Here is a 15,769-nt window from a genome sequence, read left to right as displayed (position 1 = left end):
CACAGATCATTCAATACATGACCGGTATTCAGAAGATCCCGTTGTCATGCGGCAGCGTTTCAGGGATTTCCTGCACCACTTCCCAATGTTCCTTCACCTTCCCGCCTTCCAGCCGGAAATAGTCGATAATGCTCATCCCCGGATCGCCGGGATGGCGGATGGTGTGGATGTGGAACATGGTGAAATCGCCATCGACCATGCTGGCCTTGATCGCGAATTCGACATCGGGAAAATTCTCGGCCCGGTTCTGGAAGAAATCGCGCAGCCCTTCCTTGCCGCCAGTCGCCGCGGTGGAATGCTGGATATAATCGTCAGCCAGGAATTCATCTATCTTCGATGCGTCGAAGCGGAACAGCATCTCGTGATACATGCGGGTGCAGAAATCGAGATTGGCCTGTTCCTGCGGCGTGCGGGACATATCCCCCTCCTCTCCCCGGTCGCGCCCCGTGGCGCGCGCTGCCATTCCGGTGCCCCCACGGCCCGGAATGACTGCATGATGCACGCCATCGAAGGCTGGGCCAAGCGCCATGCGGCGCCCGGCCGAGCTTCAGACCAATGCGTAATAGCGCAGCAGATTGCCGTCGCTGCGCCGTTCACCCACGCCGATGAACACATGCTTGGTCAGCCAGTCATGCTTGCCCACCGGACATTCGAATGTCGGGTTGCCGCGCAGGTAATATTCGTCATGCGGCACGGGATCGCCGCCATTGAAGGCCCAGTCGCGCAGGCGTTCCATCGTGTCCGGCTTGCGCCCCCACAGGAAACCCTTGTTGTTGAGCAGGATGACCGTGCCGTCATCCTCTTCCAGCAGATAGCGGGCATCGAAACAGGCCACGTCGTCCGGCCGGAAATAGGCATAATCGCCGCCCGATCCGGGGATGGCGCGGCCTTTCAGATTCGGCCCTTCAAAACTGCCGCCCTGCACCAGTACCGCCGTGCGCATACCGCCTGCGGGAACAGGCGCCATTGTGTAGACGTCCGGAAAAGTCAGCCGCACTTCCATCACGAATTCCATGCGCGGATTGTCCAGCGCGGAAAAAGGCGGTTCGAACGGGGTGGTGTCGGTAAATTCCATCAGCGCAACTCCAGCATGCCGCCATCGACGAACAGATTGGCGGCGGTAATAAAGGATGCATCGTCACTGGCGAGGAACAGCACGGCCTTGGCCACTTCGTCCGCTTCGCCCATCCGGTGCATGGGGATGTTTTCGATCATCCGTTTCTTCAGATCCGCGATCGCATCCTCCGTCATGCCCGGATTGCGATAGAGCAGCGGCGTGTCGATCGGGCCGGGGCTGACCATGTTGAGGCGGATGCCTTCGGCCACCAATTCGCCCGCAAAGACCTTCATCGCCGCGTAAAGGCCGCCCTTCGCCGCGGCATAGACGCCGTTACCCGGCAGCGCGGCATGGGCGCCGATTGATCCGGTGACGATGATCGAACCGCCCTTGCCCATCAGGCGCAAGGCCTTCTGCAACGCGAAGACGCAGCCTTTCAGATTGATCGAATGCGTGTGGTCCCAGCTTTCCGGGGTAATATCGCGCAAGGGCGCAAATCCGCCGACACCGGCATTGATATAGAGCACGTCGATCCGGCCATCCTTTTCCTCGATGGCAGAAACGACCCTTTCGCTGGATTCGATGTCGGAAATATCCGCGCTATAGCCCGCCGCGCCGGGGATCTGGGCCAATGCCTCGTCAATCGTCTGCTGGTTGCGGCCGGTGATGTGCACTTTCGCGCCTTCCGCCGCGAAGGCCCTGGCCGTGGCCAGGCCCATACCGCTGTTTCCGCCCATGACGAGCGCGACCTTGTCCTTGAAACGCATTGGCTTCTCTCTCCTATGCCGCCCGCCATGATGAGCCTGCCGAACCGGGACGAGCGAGGTTCGCCTGTTTCGACAAGCTCAGGACGGGCGGGACTTGTTCATGCTTCAAAAGGGCGAATTCGGGTTTGGTCCGCCTTCGATAATGTCCTGCATGACATCCCAATGTTCGGCGATCATGCCGTCTTCCACGCGGAAAATGTCGATCACCGCCCAGCCCAGATCATCGGGCCAGCGGCGCACATGGTAATGGACAGTCACGTGATCGCCATCGACAAAGGCGCGCTTCACATCATGCACGGCATCGGGCGTCTGTTCGCGGATCATGTCGAGAAAAGCCTTCAGCGCATCGCGCCCCGGCTCCACCGACTGGTTATGCTGGATGTAACCGGGCGCGAGAAAGCGATCGACCGCGCCGGAATCCATCGGGTTCAGCACTTCGGCGAACATGGCGAGCACCAGGTCGAGATTCGCCTGTTCTTCGGCTGTCCGGCTCATGCCGCTTCCCCCTTCGCCGTGGCCCTGTCACGGGATGGCAGCTCCGCGCGCGGCAGGCTGCGGCCCATGATCAGGTCCGCCGCCTTTTCGCCAACCATGAAGGCGGGCAGATTGGTGTTGCCGCCCGGAACGGTGGGCATGATGGAACAATCGGCCACGCGCAGCCCTTCCACGCCGATCACGCGCAATTCATTGTCCACCACGGAATGTTCACCCATGCCCATGGCGCAGGTGCTGGTGGGATGCTGCGCGACATAGCAGGTGGCCTGGATGAAGGCGTCCAGCTCCTCGTCGCTTTCCACCTGGGCGCCCGGCGTGCGTTCGCTTTCGATCAGGTCCGCCATCGGCGCCGTGTTGTAGATCTTGCGCGTGGTGCGGAAGGCGCGGCGCATCTGTTCACGGTCGGCCTCTTCCGAAAGGATATTCAGCGTTACCGAAGCGGTTTCGCGCGGGTCGGAGCTTTTCAGTTCCACCCAGCCGCGGCTTTCGGGGTGCAATTGCACCACGCCCGCCCAGAACACGTGATCCTGCTCCGCCTTGATACCGGGGAACCAGGGCTGCGCGTCGAAACGGATGGGATTGACCATGATCTGCAGATCGGGCCGGTCGAGATGGTCGGCCGTGCGGATCACCACATTGCAGCTGTTCACCTGCGTCGCCATCAATCCCTTGCCGGTCAGCGCCCAGCGGATCGAATTCATCGCGATCTTGTCCCACCGCAGATGCTTGAGGAATGTCACCGGCCTTGCGGCGTTGAATTCCAGCATGGCGCATGGGTGTTCCTGCAGATTGCGGCCCACGCCGGGGCTGTTATGCAGCACTTCGACCCCGCGGGATTTCAGATGTTCCGCCGGGCCGATGCCCGAAAGCATCAGCAAATGCGGCGAATTATAGGCCCCGCCGGACACGATCACTTCGCGCGCGGCGCGCACGATCTGCGGGCCATCCGGCCCTTCGATCTCCACACCGATGCAGCGTTTCCCGTCAAAGGCCAGGCGGTGGACCAGCACGCCCGAACGGACATCCAGGTTCTGCCGCCCCATGGCCGGTTTCAGATATGCCGTGGCCCCGCTGACCCGGCGGCCGCGCGCATCGACTGTCTGTTCCCCCCGAGCGAAGCCTTCCGGATGGGCACCGGCCAGATCGTCCGTGGTGGAAAAGCCGGCCGCTTCCGCCGTCTGCATCATCGGTTCATGCAGCAGATGCGGCGAATCAATGGGGCGGATTTTGATCGGCCCGTCCGTGCCGTGATAATCGCTGTCCCCGCGCCAGCTGCTTTCCGACTTGCGGAAATAGGGCAGCACATCGGCGAAGGACCAGCCGCGCGCACCCATCTGCGCCCATTGATCGTAATCGGCCGGGTGGCCGCGCATGGCGAACATGCCATTGATCGAACCGGATCCGCCCATCACCTTCCCGCGCGGCAGCGGCAATTGCCGCCCGCCCAGATGCGGTTCCGGTTCCGTCATGTAAGTCCAGTTGAAACGCGGGTCCGGCATGGCCTTGAGGAAGGCCAGCGGCATCTTGAGATAGAGATGTTCATCGCGCCCACCGGCTTCCAGCACCAGCACCCGGTTCTTCGGATCCTCGCTCAACCGGGAAGCAACGACGCAGCCGGTGCTGCCCGCGCCGACAACAATGTAATCGTAGCTTGCCCCGTAATCCTCTTGCGCCATGCAAACTCTCCCTTGCCGCCTTGCTAACGGTCGTTACGATGGCTGGCAAGGAGAGGAGATTACACCAATGTCGACCCTGCGCGATCCCGCCGATTATGCCCGCTATGCGGAAGCCTTCAATGCCCGCGATTACGATGCCGTGTTCGCTTTCTATACCGATACGCCGCGCATGGCCTTTTTCGGGATAGAGATCACCACCCGCCAGCAGCTGCGCGATTTTTACGGTTTCCTGCACCAGTTCGTGAAAGAAACCATCAGTGTCGAACGGATCGCCGTAAGTGACAATCTATGCGCACTGGAAGGCGTGATTCGTATCGAGGGGACTGATGACCTGACGCGCGAAATGCTGGACCAAAACGGGATGGAGCAATTCTTTCCCATAAAAAGGGGTGACGCGCAGGAAATGCGGCAATACATTCATTATCACCTGAAAGACGGCAAGATCGAAAGTGTAGGCTGCGCCCTCGTCTGACCTTGAAGGCGTCATTTGCGGCTACTTCCGGAATTCACACTTGCGTTGATTTCGCATACATGAAAGAAGCTCCTTCAAGCGAAGAGAGGAGCAAATCTTGATCAAGACCACCCATGTGGGCAGCCTGCCGCGCGGCCCGGAACTCGTTCCGCTGCTTCTCGCCCGCGACAAGGGCGAGCCCTATGACGTTGCCGAATTCGACGCCAAGGTGCAGGCCGCCATTGACGAGGCCGTTGCCAAACAGGTCGAAGCCGGGGTGAGCGTGGTGAGCGACGGCGAGCTCGGCAAGGTTGGCTATTCGACCTACATCATCGAACGCCTTTCCGGCTTTGGCGGCCACACGCCGCGCAAGCCCGCGCTGGACCTGGCGCAGGTCCCTGAACTGACCGAGAAACTCTCGGGCATCATGGGCAAGCAGGAATTCACCCGCGCCAGCGCCATCGACAAGGTCGAACTGGTCAATCTGGAACCCTGCCACGAGGATATCCGCCGCTTCAGGAAGGCGCTGGAAAACCACGGCAAGGGCGCGGAAGGTTTCCTCAATTCCGCCAGCCCGGGCCTGATCACGGCCTTCCAGCCGAACCAGTATTATCCCAGCCACGAAGCCTATCTGGCCGATCTGGCCACGGCCATGCGCCCGGAATACGAAGCCATTGTGGAAGCCGGCTTCAAGGTGCAGCTGGACTGCCCCGACCTGGCGATGAGCCGCCATACCGGCTATCAGGACATGGACGAGGCGGAATTCCTCCGGACCATCCAGCAGAACGTGGAAGCGCTGAACGAGGCGACGAAGAACATCGCCCCGGAAATGATGCGCATGCATGTGTGCTGGGGCAATTACGAAGGCCCGCATGATTTCGACATTCCGGTCGAAAAGATCATGGATGTCATCCTGTCCGCACGCCCGGCAACGATCCTGTTCGAAGGCGCCAATCCGCGCCACGAACATGAATGGGCCGTGTGGAAGGAAACCAACATTCCGGAAGAGAAGATCCTCGCCCCCGGCTTCATCGATTCCTGTTCCAACTATATCGAAACGCCGGAACTGATCGCCCAGCGGATCGAGCGTTTTGCCGATTTCGTCGGCAAGGACAGGGTGATGGCCAGCAGCGATTGCGGCTTCGGCACCTTCGCGGGCTATGGCAAGATCGATCCGTCCGTGGCGTGGAAGAAGCTGGCGAATCTGCGCAAGGGCGCAGACATCGCTGACGAGCGGATCAACTGACATGACCGACAGCGTGCCGGGCAACGGACAGCACAGCCCGCCACCGGCGGGCTCTGCACCGTCGAGCCAGGTCAAATCGGCCACGCGCACGCTCGACATAATCGAATATGTCGTCGCTCATGACCGGCCATTGGTGGCGCAGGAGATCGCGGTGGCGCTGGGCATTCCGGTGTCCAGCCTGTCCTATCTCCTGTCCACCCTGGTCGAACGGCATTATCTGACGCGCGAGGGGCGGCGTTATTCCGCGGGGCCGGGCCTGGAAAGGCTGCAGGCCAAGAGCGGGGGGTTCAGCCTGTCCGAACGTGCCGCGCCGCTGGTCCGTACATTGCGCGTGCAGCTCAACGAAACGACCAGCTTCTTCGTGCGTAGCGAATGGGACGTGGAAGCCACGGTGACCGAAACCAGCGAACAATCGCTGCGTTATTCGATAGATATCGGCAAACGGATACCGATGCATGTAATGGCATCGGGCAAGGCCTTGCTGGCGGCCATGACGGACGAGGAACTGGACCGCTATTTTGAAGAGAGCGAGCGGCAGCGCTTCACCTCTTCCACCGTGACCGGCGAGAAGCAATTGCGCCAGCAATTGGCGAAGATCCGCAAGGAAGGCTTCGCCATGACGGACGAGGAACGCAGCCTGGGCATTTGCGGCATCGGCCGCGTGGTCACTATTGGCGGGGAGCCGGTGGGCGCCTTGTCCGTGGCAGTGCCGAAAGTCCGGTTCAACGAGCAGCTTTGCGACCGGGTGAAGGATCTGCTGGAACGCACCAGCAGCCTGCTGGAGGCGGGCTGACCCGCTTTATCGCCCGGTGATTGCCGGTTGTTGCTGCGGCCCCTCCGGCTCCGATTTCGGCGTATCCACCAATTCCGGCGCGACCGAGAATTGCACCAGCGCGCCGGGGATGGACAGGCCGGCATCCGTGCGCTTGTACACTTCGCCCAACGCCCAGGGCCCGACTTCGTCCCCCGGCCCGGCCCGTTCCAGCTTGATTACCGGGAAGCCGGTTCCGGCATAAAGCGCCTCGGCGCTGTCATCGTCCGTGGCGCGCAGGCGAAACACGTCCGGCACGGCGCCCGGGCGCGGATCGTCAAAGGTCAGTTCCAGCCAGCCGCCAGCATTGCGTGCGCGGGAAGAGGTGACCGTTACCGGCGGGCCGGACAGGCGCACGAACTGAATACCGTCGCTGGCGAAGGATCGCGGGCGCACCCATTGCCCTTCCCATTCCCCGTCTTCCCGTTTCAGCGCGAAGGCGAAGATGGCCGTGCCTTCCACGCTGAAGGTCCAGAACCCTTCCAGCGCATCTTCATCCTGCGCCGATGCGGGTCCGGCCAGCAGGGGCGTGAATGTCAGGGCAATCGCGATGGCAAGCAGCAGGCGTTTCAACATGGGGCCTGCCTAACCGATCGGGCGGCTGCATGGGAAGCGTTGTGCGCCCGGCCGAAACATGCGCGCCGCAAACGAAAAGGGCGGCCACCGAAGTGACCGCCCTCTCGCTGTTATGGCTTTGAGCCGTAATCAGGCGTTGGCGCCAACGCCTGCCTGACGCCAGCTGTCCGCATAGGACGTGCGGGCTACGTTCGAATACGGAACCGGCGAGATGACCGCCTTGATTTCGGTCTGCACATGCGGTTCGACCGTCGGCTTGGTGGTGCCGCCATTCGGCTCGCCCCACACCAGCTTCACTTCCTTGCCCATTTCGACCTCGTCCGGATCGATCATGGCCAGCGTCAGCATCTTGCCTTCGTTGGAGGAATAGCCGACCCAGGTCGACACGCCGATGACCTTGCCGTCGGCATTCTTCACTTCGTCGAACGGGTGCATGGCGTAAACCGCACTCGGGAACTCGAAATACTTGGCGCGCTCACCCTCGGCATAGAGCGAGGAGAGGACGCGCAGCATGTCTTCGTTGTCGAGAGCAAGCGTGACCTTCTGCTTGTGCTTCTGGTCTGCCATCTTTTCGAGCGCTTCGCGGCCCACGAAATCGTGGTCGAACTTGACGATGTGGCCATAGCCGATGTCCCACGGCGTGAGGTAGTAACCCTCGATGCTGTCGGGAACATAGGAACCGCCGATCGAGCACATGCCGGCATAGGACTTGCCCGAAGCCCAGGCGCGGAAATCCTTCATCATCTGGCTGTCGCCGGTGAAGAAAGCCGGCAGCGGCGAAGGCAGCCAGCCCGATTCCAGCGTGTTGGACGAATAGGCGCGGCCGCCGACCAGGGTCAGGCCGTCATTCTTGCCGGCTTCGACCAGGGCGGAGTGCACGGCTTCGTAATCTGCCCACGGGCCGAACAGTTCGTAACCCGGCTGGCCGGCCATGCCGTGACGCAGCGCGATCACGTCTTTGCCGTTGATGTCGATATGCGCCATGTTGAAGAACTTCAGGTCGGGGGCGTCCGTGCCCATCGCCTGGCTGAGGATCTTCATCGCGTTCGGGCCCTGCAGCTGGAAACGGTAGTTCTTGCGAACACCGTCCGTGCGCATCGCGGTGCGTTCGTCACGCTCCACGGTCACGTTCCACTTGCTGCCATCCGGCTTCGGATACTGGGCGTGGAATTCAACCCATTCGATGGCCGGTGCACGGCCGACCAGGCTGAATTCTTCCTCGTCCAGATAGAACAGGATCACGTCGCCGATGACATAGCCTTCCGGCGTCACCGGAACATACTGCTTCGCCTTGTTGACGGCGAAGTTCTTGAACGAGTTGATCGCCGTATATTCGAGCAGCGCCTTGGCATCCGGGCCGCGGACATAAAGCTCGACCATGTGATAGCTCTGGTTGAAGAGCACCGCGGTTTCGGCCCAGGCGCGCTGTTCGTTGCGCCAGTTGGAATATTCCGCCGGCACGCCCGGATAGGGGTTCGGGCCAAGCTGCTGGTTGCGCAGGAACTCGACGATGTCGCCCTGTGCATCCAGCTTCTGCTGAAGGGTCTGTTCACTCATGGAAATTTCCTCTCCTCGAGGGGTTGCGATTAATCACGTACAGGCCGGGACAGCCAGTTTGCGATGGCGGCGTTCACCTCTCCGGGCGCTTCGAGAGGCAGCATATGCCCCGCGCCGGGAACGATGACGAGTTCGGAATTCGGTATGACAGCGGCAATCGCTTCGTGCTGGGCGGGCGATGCCCAGGCGTCCAGTTCGCCGGTCATGACCAGCACCGGACAATCGATCTGCGGCAGCAGGCTTTCCACCTCCGGCCGGCCCAGCAGCGCGCGGACATTGGCGTCGAACACGTCCTGCCCCGCTTCCAGGCACATTTGCCGCATCGGTTCGTAAAGTTCGGCCTTGTCGCGATTGGGTTCCGCGACCATCGGCGGCAACCACTGATCGACCAGCGCGGTAAAGCCCTTGTCATAGCCGACCTGCTGCAATGCGGCCCGGCTTGCAGGCTCCCCTTCGCGCGGGGAATGGACGCCAGTGGACACCAGGGCGAGCCGGCGCACGCGTTCGGGCGCCAGACGATAGACTTCCAGCGCGACTCGGCCGCCCATGGAATGGCCGAATACGTCGAATCGCTCCGCCCCTTCGCGGTCAGCGGTGTCGATGACGATGCGCGCCATATCCTGCAGGCTGTCCACCAGACCATAGGCATTTATCGCGCGGGAATCCGGGAATGCTGCGGTTTGGGGCGCAAAAGTGCGCGCGTCACATATAAGGCCGGGACAAAAAAGCAGCATCGCTCTCGCCAGTTAGCGTCTTCAGTAATTCGCAGGTATGAAAATTTCGTCTATACGAAGAAATGTCGTTGCGCTAGGGCCTTTGTGATCCGGGCCCGACCGCTTAAGGGGTCCTGCGAGAGGAGAAAGATTCGATGTCCTATGCCGCCATCCATCCCGATTGGGAAAAGCCCCGCACCAATATGGTCGATGGCTATTCGCTGGAGATGACGGCGAAGGAAATCGAAGGCCTCAAGGAAGCAGCTCCGCAGATCCGCCCCGGCACGCAGATCGCGGTCACCTTCCTCCCGGGGGAGGAAATGGACCAGCGCGTGGAAGCAGCCGTGCAGGTCCGCGAACTGGGTTTTGAACCGATCGTCCACCTTTCCGCCCGCCGCATCGGTTCGGAAGAAATCCTGGACCAGTATCTGTCGGACATCACCACCAAGGCAGGTGTGAAGCGCGTCTTCATCATCGCGGGTGACCCGCCGGAGCCGGAAGGCCCCTATTCCGATTCGCTGCAGATCATCGAAACCGGCCTGCTGCAGAAGCACGGCATCCAGATCGTCGGCATTGGCGGCCACCCGGAAGGCCACCCCAACGTATCCAAGGCCGATCTGTGGGTCTGGATGGAAAAGAAGATCGCCGCGATCCGCGAAGGCGGCATGGTCCCGCTCGTCGTCACCCAGTTCGCTTTTGACGATGATGCGATCGTGGAATGGATCGAGGAAATGCGCCAGCGCGGTATCGACGTGCCGGTCCGCCTCGGCGTTCCCGGCCCGGCCGGTATCAAGCGCCTGCTCGGCTTCGCCAAGCGCTGCGGCGTGGGCGCATCGGCCAGCGTGATGAAGAAATACGGCATCTCGCTGACCAATCTCATCGGCAGCGCCGGCCCTGACAAGCTGGTCGATTCGCTGGACAAGAAGCTGAATGACGCCGAACATGGCCGTGTTCGCCTGCACTTCTATCCGTTCGGTGCGCTCAAGGCTTCGGCCGAGTGGATCAACACCTACAACAACAAGCATAGCTGAGATACGCCCGACGCAATGCCTTCCTGCACGCTCAGCCTGTCCTGCCCGATAAAGCCCGGCGTTTCGGCCCGGGTCTCGAGCTTTACGGCTGAGCGTGGGTGCACCATCCTGGAAGCGCAGCAATTTTCCGACCGGGTGACGGGCCGTTTTTTCATGCGCGTGGTCTTCGACCCGGCTGAGAATCAGGCCGATGTCTTGCGGACGGAATTCGCAGCGCTGGCCCGCCAGTTCGACATGCAGTGGGAACTGCGCGATCCGGAATGGATGCCCAAGGTCGTGCTGATGGTCAGCAAGTTCGATCATTGTCTGGGCGATCTGCTGTATCGCATGCGGATCGGCGAAATCGCGATGGACGTGGTTGCGATCATTTCAAACCATCCGCAGCATGTCCTCACGACATCGCTGATCGGCGATATTCCCTATCACCATTATCCCATCACCCGGGAAACCAAGCCGCAGCAGGAAGCGCAGGTGCGGCAGGTGGTGGAAGAAACCGAGGCCGATCTGGTGGTGCTCGCGCGCTACATGCAGGTCCTGTCGGACGAGATGGCGGCCTTTCTCAACGGACGCTGCATCAACATCCATCACTCCTTCCTGCCGGGCTTCAAGGGCGCCAAGCCCTATCACCAGGCGTATAAGCGCGGAGTGAAAATGATCGGGGCGACCAGCCACTATGTCACCACCGATCTCGATGAAGGTCCCATCATCGCGCAGGACGTTGAACCCTGCGGCCATGTCGAAACCCCGGAAGATCTCGTGGCCAAGGGCCGCGATGTGGAACGGCGGGTTCTGGCCAAGGCGGTGAAAGCACATTTGCAGGACCGTGTGTTCCTCAACGGACATCGCACGGTCGTCTTCGACGGTTAAGAGGAAAACGAATGGCCGATATTATCGACGGGCGTGCTGTCGCGCGCCAGCTGGACGATGAAACCAAGGCGCAGGTCGACCAGATGATCGCCAAGGGCCAGCCCCGTCCGGGCCTGGCCGTGGTACTGGTGGGTGAAGACGGCGCCAGCCAGGTCTATGTCCGTCGCAAGATCAAGGGCTGCGAAAAGGTCGGCATCCGTTCGATCGAACGCCGTATGCCGGCCGAAACCACGCAGGAAGAACTGCTGGCCGTCGTCGCGGAACTGAATGCCGATCCGGAGGTGAACGGCATTCTGGTGCAGGTTCCGCTGCCCGATCATATCGACGCGCGAACCGTGCTCAGTGCGATCAAGCCGGAAAAGGACGTGGACGGGTTCCACCCGGTCAATGTCGGCCGCCTTTCCACCGGCACGGGCGGCATCGTGCCCTGCACGCCGCTGGGCATCATGAAGCTGATCGATACGGTGGTTGACGATCTGACCGGCCTCGATGCCGTGGTGATCGGCAAGTCCAACATTGTCGGCAAGCCGGTGGCCAACCTGCTGCTCGACCGCGAAGCGACGGTTACCGTCACCCATATCTATACCGAAAACCTGCCTGAAATTGCCCGCAAGGCCGACATCATCGTTGCCGCCGCCGGCGCGCCGGAACTGGTGAAGGGTTTCTGGGTCAAGGACGGCGCCGTGATCATCGATGTCGGCATCACCCGCATCATGGGCGATGACGGCAAGGAGAAGCTGGTCGGCGACGTTGCATTCGACGAAGTCCAGCATGCCAAGGCCGTGACCCCGGTGCCCGGCGGCGTCGGCCCGATGACGATCGCCTGTCTCCTCGCCAACACGGTTCAGGCCGCGCAGACGCAGCTGGAAGGTGGCGACAAGGGCGATGATTACGGCGACGCGCCCGATCGCTCCATGTTCACTGAAACGAGCGCCTGACCGGATTACGATAATGACATGGCGGTTCGCGAGAGGGCTGGCCTCAAGCGCTCGCTTGGCCTAATCCGCCGCCATGTCACACAATGCAGAGAAGATCTGGACCGCCGCCCTCCTCGTGATCGGCGACGAGATTCTCTCCGGCCGCACGCATGACAGGAATATCGCCCAAGTGGCGAGCTGGCTGCAGGTGCAGGGAATTCGCCTCTCCGAAGTGCGCGTGGTGCCCGATGTGATCGGGCGGATCGCCGATGCGGTGAACGCGCTACGCGGCCAGTATGACTATCTCTTCACCACGGGCGGGATCGGCCCCACCCATGATGACATCACCGTGGATGCCGTGGCCGAAGCACTGGGCGTGCCGGTGATTATCGACCCCGAAGCGCGCGCGATCCTGGAAGAATATTACCAGACGCGCGGCGGGCTGAACGATGCGCGGCTGCGCATGGCCCGCGTGCCGGAAGGCGCGGACCTGATCCCCAATACAATGTCCGGCGCGCCGGGTATCAAGATCGGCAATATCCACCTGATGGCCGGCGTCCCGGCAATCACGGCGCAGATGCTCGCTTCGCTGACCGGCACGCTGGAAGGCGGCGCCCCGCTGCTGAGCGAAACTGTCGGCGGCTGGATCAAGGAAAGCGAAGTGGCCGATATACTGCGCGAAGTGGAAAAGGCGCATTCCGGGTGCCAGATCGGCAGCTATCCCTTCTTCCGCGAAGGCCGCACCGGCGCCAATTTCGTGATCCGCTCCACCGACAGGGACGAGCTTTCCAGCGCGGTTGACACCCTGTGCGAAGCGCTGGGCGAAATGGGTTTCGACTTTACCCCCGGCGGGATCTGAGGCGGCCAGATGATGCGATGGCCGAAAGGCCGTGCCACCCTATCTGAAAGGTTCCGGCCCCGCGTTTTCCCAGAAGAAGCGCGCCCCAAGGCCTTCCCGGCATCAACAACACTTGCGGATCGAAGCATGGCGGGCGCGACTAATGCCCGCTATTCCCGATAATAACTGACTCTGGGCCCCGTGGAGCGGTGGATATCGCTGTCTTTGCGACGACGCCGCGACCGGACGAAACGGATTGTCGCTATCAGCAATAACACGCAAACCGCAGCGAGCGTCGATATGACTGCGATCATGGTTCGGCCTCCATTTGCGAAGATCAACGCGTGAGCTCTCGTTTCCTTCCCAAGTGCAGAAGCTCTTGCCGAGAATATGCATCGCTTTGGCTCACCCCGCCGGGTTACAGGCTTCTGACGGACTGCATTCTCCGGATGAGTTCAGGCTGGCCCGCCCGTTGACTGCAAGCAAATCGTGCGAAACACTAAGTCTATCAGAGCAAATAGTGACCAGATGTTGCTCGAGGAATTGAACGGGGAATTTCATGCCTACGAACTACGCAGACATTCACCCGGCTTCCCAAGCATTTGAAGTGTCCGTTCTCTCATTTCCTTCCGCCCTTGAAAGGCGGGATCGCATTACCCGTATGTTCGCGGAATTGCCTGACTGCGACTGGAAGTTTTTTGATGTCGTTCCGGCGGACGAACTGTCAGTCCGATATGACGAGGAAGCGGCATTCCGGTCTTATGGCTCGATACTCTCCGCGGCGGAGCGGAGCTGCGCGGCCAGCCACATCGCGATGCTGGAAACCTGGCTCGCCGATGGGCGGACGCAGTACCTTGTCGTCATGGAAGATGACCTGCTGATCGATCCCAATTTTTCGATCGGGCCGATGATCAACTTCATGGATCTCTGCCAGGTCCACTATCTGAAACTCTATGCCCGTTTCTTCGTGCCGGCGCATTTCATCGCCAATATCGGACGGCAGCTATTCTATCGCGCATCATGGCCCGCGCTCGGCACGCAATGCTACATCGTATCGCGCGAAGGCGCCTTGCAATTGACTGGCCATATCCGCGAGACCGGCCTTCTCGCCTCCATAGACATGACCTTTGACCGCTTCTGGGAAACCGGTGTGCCAGTCACGCTGGCATATCCCTTCCCCTTGCTGGAAATGGCGAACGGCTCTTCGATCCATACGAGCCGGGCAACCATTCACCAGCGCAATCGGGAATTACGCGAAAAAATCGGCGAAAGAACGCAATGGCAGCGCCTGCGCGAGAAATTGGCCCGCCATCGCGCCGACCGCGCCATGCGCCAGTTCGACGCTGCATTGCGCCAGCGCATAGCGGTTCACCAAAATGCGCTTTACGACCCTCTGAACGCGATCTGATCAGCCCCTGCCGCCCCCAAACAAAAAGGGCCGGCGGATCGCTCCGCCGGCCCCCTTGGTGATCTCTTGCGAGGAAAGGCTCAGGCGCCTTCGACCTCGGTCATGTCGATCTTGATGCCCGGGCCCATGGTGGAGGTCAGGGAAATCTTGCGGACATACTTGCCCTTGGCGCCCGACGGCTTGGCCTTGACCACTGCATCGGTCAGCGCCTTGAAGTTCGCCTTCAGGTCTTCATCCTTGAACGACAGCTTGCCGATGCCGGAATGGATGATGCCCTGCTTTTCCACGCGGAATTCGACCTGGCCGCCCTTGGCGTCCTTCACGGCCTGCGCCACGTTCGGGGTCACGGTGCCCAGCTTCGGGTTCGGCATCAGGCCCTTCGGACCCAGCAGCTTGCCCAGGCGGCCAACCACGCCCATCATGTCCGGCGATGCGATCACGCGGTCATAGTCGAGATTGCCGGCCTGCATGTCTTCCATCAGGTCTTCGGCGCCGACCTTGTCCGCACCTGCATCCAGCGCTTCCTGCGCCTTCGCATCCTTGGCGAACACGGCGACCTTGACGGTCTTGCCGGTGCCCGACGGCAGCGAAACCATGCCGCGAACCATCTGGTCCGCATGGCGCGGATCGACGCCAAGATTCATCGCGACTTCAACCGTCTCGTCAAACTTCTTGCTCGCCAGGTCCTTCAGCAGGGCCAGCGCTTCTTCGAAGCCATACAGCTTGTCGGCATCGACCTTCTCGGCCAGCACCTTCTGCTTCTTGCTCAGCTTAGCCATTGGTTCAGCCCTCCACCACTTCGAGGCCCATCGAACGGGCGGAGCCTTCGATGATCTTGGTTGCCTGCTCGATATCGTTGGCGTTCAGATCCTTCATCTTCGCCTCGGCGATTTCGGCGACCTGCGAACGCTTGATGGTTCCTGCCGAAACCTTGCCGGGTTCCTTGGAACCGGACTTCAGCTTGGCGGCCTTCTTCAGATAGAAGCTGGCGGGCGGGGTCTTGGTCTCGAACGTGAACGAACGGTCCGCATAGACGGTGATGACCGTCGGGATCGGCGCGCTCTTTTCAAGATCCTGCGTCGCAGCGTTGAACGCCTTGCAGAATTCCATGATGTTCACGCCGCGCTGGCCCAGGGCCGGGCCGATCGGCGGAGACGGATTGGCGGCGCCGGCAGGCACCTGCAGCTTGATATAGCCTTCGATCTTCTTGGCCATGAGGCCACTCCTTTCACACTTTCGCCCCGCGCCGGAACGCGAAGCTCATGGTAAGCGGTCAAGCGAGATGCCACGCATCTCTCCCGCACGGATTCCCGAACTGTCGCTGGGAACGCGGGCACATAGCGTTTCTGCGCCAAAACG

The 15,769-nt window shown here is 61.3% G+C and carries 18 protein-coding genes; 8 read left to right on the top strand and 10 right to left on the bottom strand.

Annotation, left to right across the window (positions count from 1 at the left end):
• Window positions 1–28 precede the first annotated feature (28 nt).
• The 5 genes from WYH_RS14115 to WYH_RS14095 all read right to left on the bottom strand — a co-directional run bounded on the left by WYH_RS14115 (window position 29) and on the right by WYH_RS14095 (window position 3,995).
• Entirely contained in the window at window positions 29–463 is a 435-nt protein-coding gene (locus tag WYH_RS14115; RefSeq protein ID WP_046905207.1) for a nuclear transport factor 2 family protein, read from the bottom strand.
• An 84-nt stretch (window positions 464–547) separates the two neighbouring features.
• Window positions 548–1,075 (bottom strand): DUF3237 domain-containing protein, encoded by a 528-nt coding sequence (locus tag WYH_RS14110; protein ID WP_046904344.1) that lies wholly within the window; start codon window positions 1,073–1,075, stop codon window positions 548–550.
• Window positions 1,075–1,824 (bottom strand): SDR family oxidoreductase, encoded by a 750-nt coding sequence (locus WYH_RS14105; protein WP_046904343.1) that lies wholly within the window; start codon window positions 1,822–1,824, stop codon window positions 1,075–1,077. The genes WYH_RS14110 and WYH_RS14105 overlap by 1 nt, the downstream gene beginning before the upstream one ends.
• 105 nt (window positions 1,825–1,929) lie before the next feature.
• The gene (locus WYH_RS14100; RefSeq protein WP_046904342.1) at window positions 1,930–2,319 is read right to left on the bottom strand and encodes a nuclear transport factor 2 family protein; all 390 of its coding nucleotides are present in this window, start codon (window positions 2,317–2,319) and stop codon (window positions 1,930–1,932) included.
• A complete protein-coding gene (locus WYH_RS14095; RefSeq protein WP_046904341.1) occupies window positions 2,316–3,995 on the bottom strand; it encodes a GMC family oxidoreductase in 1,680 nt (559 codons plus the stop codon). Before WYH_RS14095 ends, WYH_RS14100 begins: the two co-directional genes overlap by 4 nt.
• A gap of 67 nt (window positions 3,996–4,062) precedes the next feature.
• Between WYH_RS14095 and WYH_RS14090 the strand changes: the two genes are divergently transcribed.
• The 3 genes from WYH_RS14090 (at window position 4,063) to WYH_RS14080 (ending at window position 6,485) form a co-directional block, all read left to right on the top strand.
• Window positions 4,063–4,467, top strand: a complete 405-nt coding sequence (locus tag WYH_RS14090; protein ID WP_046904340.1) for a nuclear transport factor 2 family protein — start codon at window positions 4,063–4,065, stop codon at window positions 4,465–4,467.
• 94 nt (window positions 4,468–4,561) lie between these two features.
• Complete coding sequence (locus WYH_RS14085) at window positions 4,562–5,692, top strand: cobalamin-independent methionine synthase II family protein (protein ID WP_046904339.1); 1,131 nt, start codon at window positions 4,562–4,564, stop codon at window positions 5,690–5,692.
• A 1-nt stretch (window position 5,693) separates the two neighbouring features.
• Entirely contained in the window at window positions 5,694–6,485 is a 792-nt protein-coding gene (locus tag WYH_RS14080; protein ID WP_046904338.1) for an IclR family transcriptional regulator, read from the top strand.
• Window positions 6,486–6,491: 6 nt separating this feature from the next.
• On the opposite strand, the gene WYH_RS14075 is transcribed toward WYH_RS14080, so the two are convergent.
• The 3 genes from WYH_RS14075 to WYH_RS14065 form a co-directional block, all read right to left on the bottom strand.
• Window positions 6,492–7,079 carry a hypothetical protein gene (locus WYH_RS14075; RefSeq protein ID WP_046904337.1) on the bottom strand — a complete coding sequence of 196 codons (588 nt, stop codon included), beginning with the start codon at window positions 7,077–7,079 and terminating at the stop codon, window positions 6,492–6,494.
• A gap of 129 nt (window positions 7,080–7,208) precedes the next feature.
• Window positions 7,209–8,636, bottom strand: a complete 1,428-nt coding sequence (gene desA / locus WYH_RS14070) for a syringate O-demethylase (RefSeq protein ID WP_046904336.1) — start codon at window positions 8,634–8,636, stop codon at window positions 7,209–7,211.
• A 29-nt stretch (window positions 8,637–8,665) separates the two neighbouring features.
• Complete coding sequence (locus WYH_RS14065; RefSeq protein ID WP_046904335.1) at window positions 8,666–9,370, bottom strand: alpha/beta fold hydrolase; 705 nt, start codon at window positions 9,368–9,370, stop codon at window positions 8,666–8,668.
• A 134-nt stretch (window positions 9,371–9,504) separates the two neighbouring features.
• Between WYH_RS14065 and WYH_RS14060 the strand changes: the two genes are divergently transcribed.
• The 5 genes from WYH_RS14060 to WYH_RS14040 all read left to right on the top strand — a co-directional run bounded on the left by WYH_RS14060 (window position 9,505) and on the right by WYH_RS14040 (window position 14,410).
• Window positions 9,505–10,380, top strand: a complete 876-nt coding sequence (locus tag WYH_RS14060; protein ID WP_046904334.1) for a methylenetetrahydrofolate reductase — start codon at window positions 9,505–9,507, stop codon at window positions 10,378–10,380.
• Window positions 10,381–10,395: 15 nt separating this feature from the next.
• Window positions 10,396–11,247, top strand: coding sequence for a formyltetrahydrofolate deformylase (gene purU / locus WYH_RS14055; RefSeq protein WP_046904333.1), 852 nt, complete (start codon window positions 10,396–10,398; stop codon window positions 11,245–11,247).
• An 11-nt stretch (window positions 11,248–11,258) separates the two neighbouring features.
• A complete protein-coding gene (gene folD, locus WYH_RS14050) occupies window positions 11,259–12,185 on the top strand; it encodes a bifunctional methylenetetrahydrofolate dehydrogenase/methenyltetrahydrofolate cyclohydrolase FolD (protein WP_046904332.1) in 927 nt (308 codons plus the stop codon).
• Between the two features lie 73 nt (window positions 12,186–12,258).
• A complete protein-coding gene (locus WYH_RS14045; RefSeq protein WP_046904331.1) occupies window positions 12,259–13,023 on the top strand; it encodes a competence/damage-inducible protein A in 765 nt (254 codons plus the stop codon).
• Window positions 13,024–13,561: 538 nt separating this feature from the next.
• Window positions 13,562–14,410 (top strand): glycosyltransferase family 25 protein, encoded by an 849-nt coding sequence (locus tag WYH_RS14040; RefSeq protein WP_082348012.1) that lies wholly within the window; start codon window positions 13,562–13,564, stop codon window positions 14,408–14,410.
• An 80-nt stretch (window positions 14,411–14,490) separates the two neighbouring features.
• Here the strand turns inward: WYH_RS14040 and rplA are convergent, their stop codons facing one another.
• Window positions 14,491–15,189, bottom strand: coding sequence for a 50S ribosomal protein L1 (gene rplA / locus WYH_RS14035; RefSeq protein WP_046904329.1), 699 nt, complete (start codon window positions 15,187–15,189; stop codon window positions 14,491–14,493).
• Window positions 15,190–15,193: 4 nt separating this feature from the next.
• Window positions 15,194–15,625, bottom strand: coding sequence for a 50S ribosomal protein L11 (gene rplK, locus WYH_RS14030; protein ID WP_046904328.1), 432 nt, complete (start codon window positions 15,623–15,625; stop codon window positions 15,194–15,196).
• Window positions 15,626–15,769: the final 144 nt, after the last annotated feature.

The sequence above is a fragment of the Croceibacterium atlanticum genome (assembly GCF_001008165.2).
GTDB lineage: Bacteria > Pseudomonadota > Alphaproteobacteria > Sphingomonadales > Sphingomonadaceae > Croceibacterium_C > Croceibacterium_C atlanticum.
Note: the sequence above shows the minus strand (reverse complement) of the source record. Positions and strands in the feature narration are given on the sequence as shown.

Coding starts and splice junctions, on each gene's coding strand:
- WYH_RS14045 (WP_046904331.1), top strand. CDS start 12,259: ATGTCACACAATGCAGAGAAGATCTGGACCGCCGCCCTCCTCGTGATC.
- purU (WP_046904333.1), top strand. CDS start 10,396: ATGCCTTCCTGCACGCTCAGCCTGTCCTGCCCGATAAAGCCCGGCGTT.
- WYH_RS14115 (WP_046905207.1), bottom strand. CDS start 463: ATGGCAGCGCGCGCCACGGGGCGCGACCGGGGAGAGGAGGGGGATATG.
- rplA (WP_046904329.1), bottom strand. CDS start 15,189: ATGGCTAAGCTGAGCAAGAAGCAGAAGGTGCTGGCCGAGAAGGTCGAT.
- rplK (WP_046904328.1), bottom strand. CDS start 15,625: ATGGCCAAGAAGATCGAAGGCTATATCAAGCTGCAGGTGCCTGCCGGC.
- WYH_RS14095 (WP_046904341.1), bottom strand. CDS start 3,995: ATGGCGCAAGAGGATTACGGGGCAAGCTACGATTACATTGTTGTCGGC.
- WYH_RS14110 (WP_046904344.1), bottom strand. CDS start 1,075: ATGGAATTTACCGACACCACCCCGTTCGAACCGCCTTTTTCCGCGCTG.
- WYH_RS14060 (WP_046904334.1), top strand. CDS start 9,505: ATGTCCTATGCCGCCATCCATCCCGATTGGGAAAAGCCCCGCACCAAT.
- WYH_RS14075 (WP_046904337.1), bottom strand. CDS start 7,079: ATGTTGAAACGCCTGCTGCTTGCCATCGCGATTGCCCTGACATTCACG.
- WYH_RS14105 (WP_046904343.1), bottom strand. CDS start 1,824: ATGCGTTTCAAGGACAAGGTCGCGCTCGTCATGGGCGGAAACAGCGGT.
- desA (WP_046904336.1), bottom strand. CDS start 8,636: ATGAGTGAACAGACCCTTCAGCAGAAGCTGGATGCACAGGGCGACATC.
- folD (WP_046904332.1), top strand. CDS start 11,259: ATGGCCGATATTATCGACGGGCGTGCTGTCGCGCGCCAGCTGGACGAT.
- WYH_RS14090 (WP_046904340.1), top strand. CDS start 4,063: ATGTCGACCCTGCGCGATCCCGCCGATTATGCCCGCTATGCGGAAGCC.
- WYH_RS14100 (WP_046904342.1), bottom strand. CDS start 2,319: ATGAGCCGGACAGCCGAAGAACAGGCGAATCTCGACCTGGTGCTCGCC.
- WYH_RS14080 (WP_046904338.1), top strand. CDS start 5,694: ATGACCGACAGCGTGCCGGGCAACGGACAGCACAGCCCGCCACCGGCG.
- WYH_RS14040 (WP_082348012.1), top strand. CDS start 13,562: ATGCCTACGAACTACGCAGACATTCACCCGGCTTCCCAAGCATTTGAA.
- WYH_RS14065 (WP_046904335.1), bottom strand. CDS start 9,370: ATGCTGCTTTTTTGTCCCGGCCTTATATGTGACGCGCGCACTTTTGCG.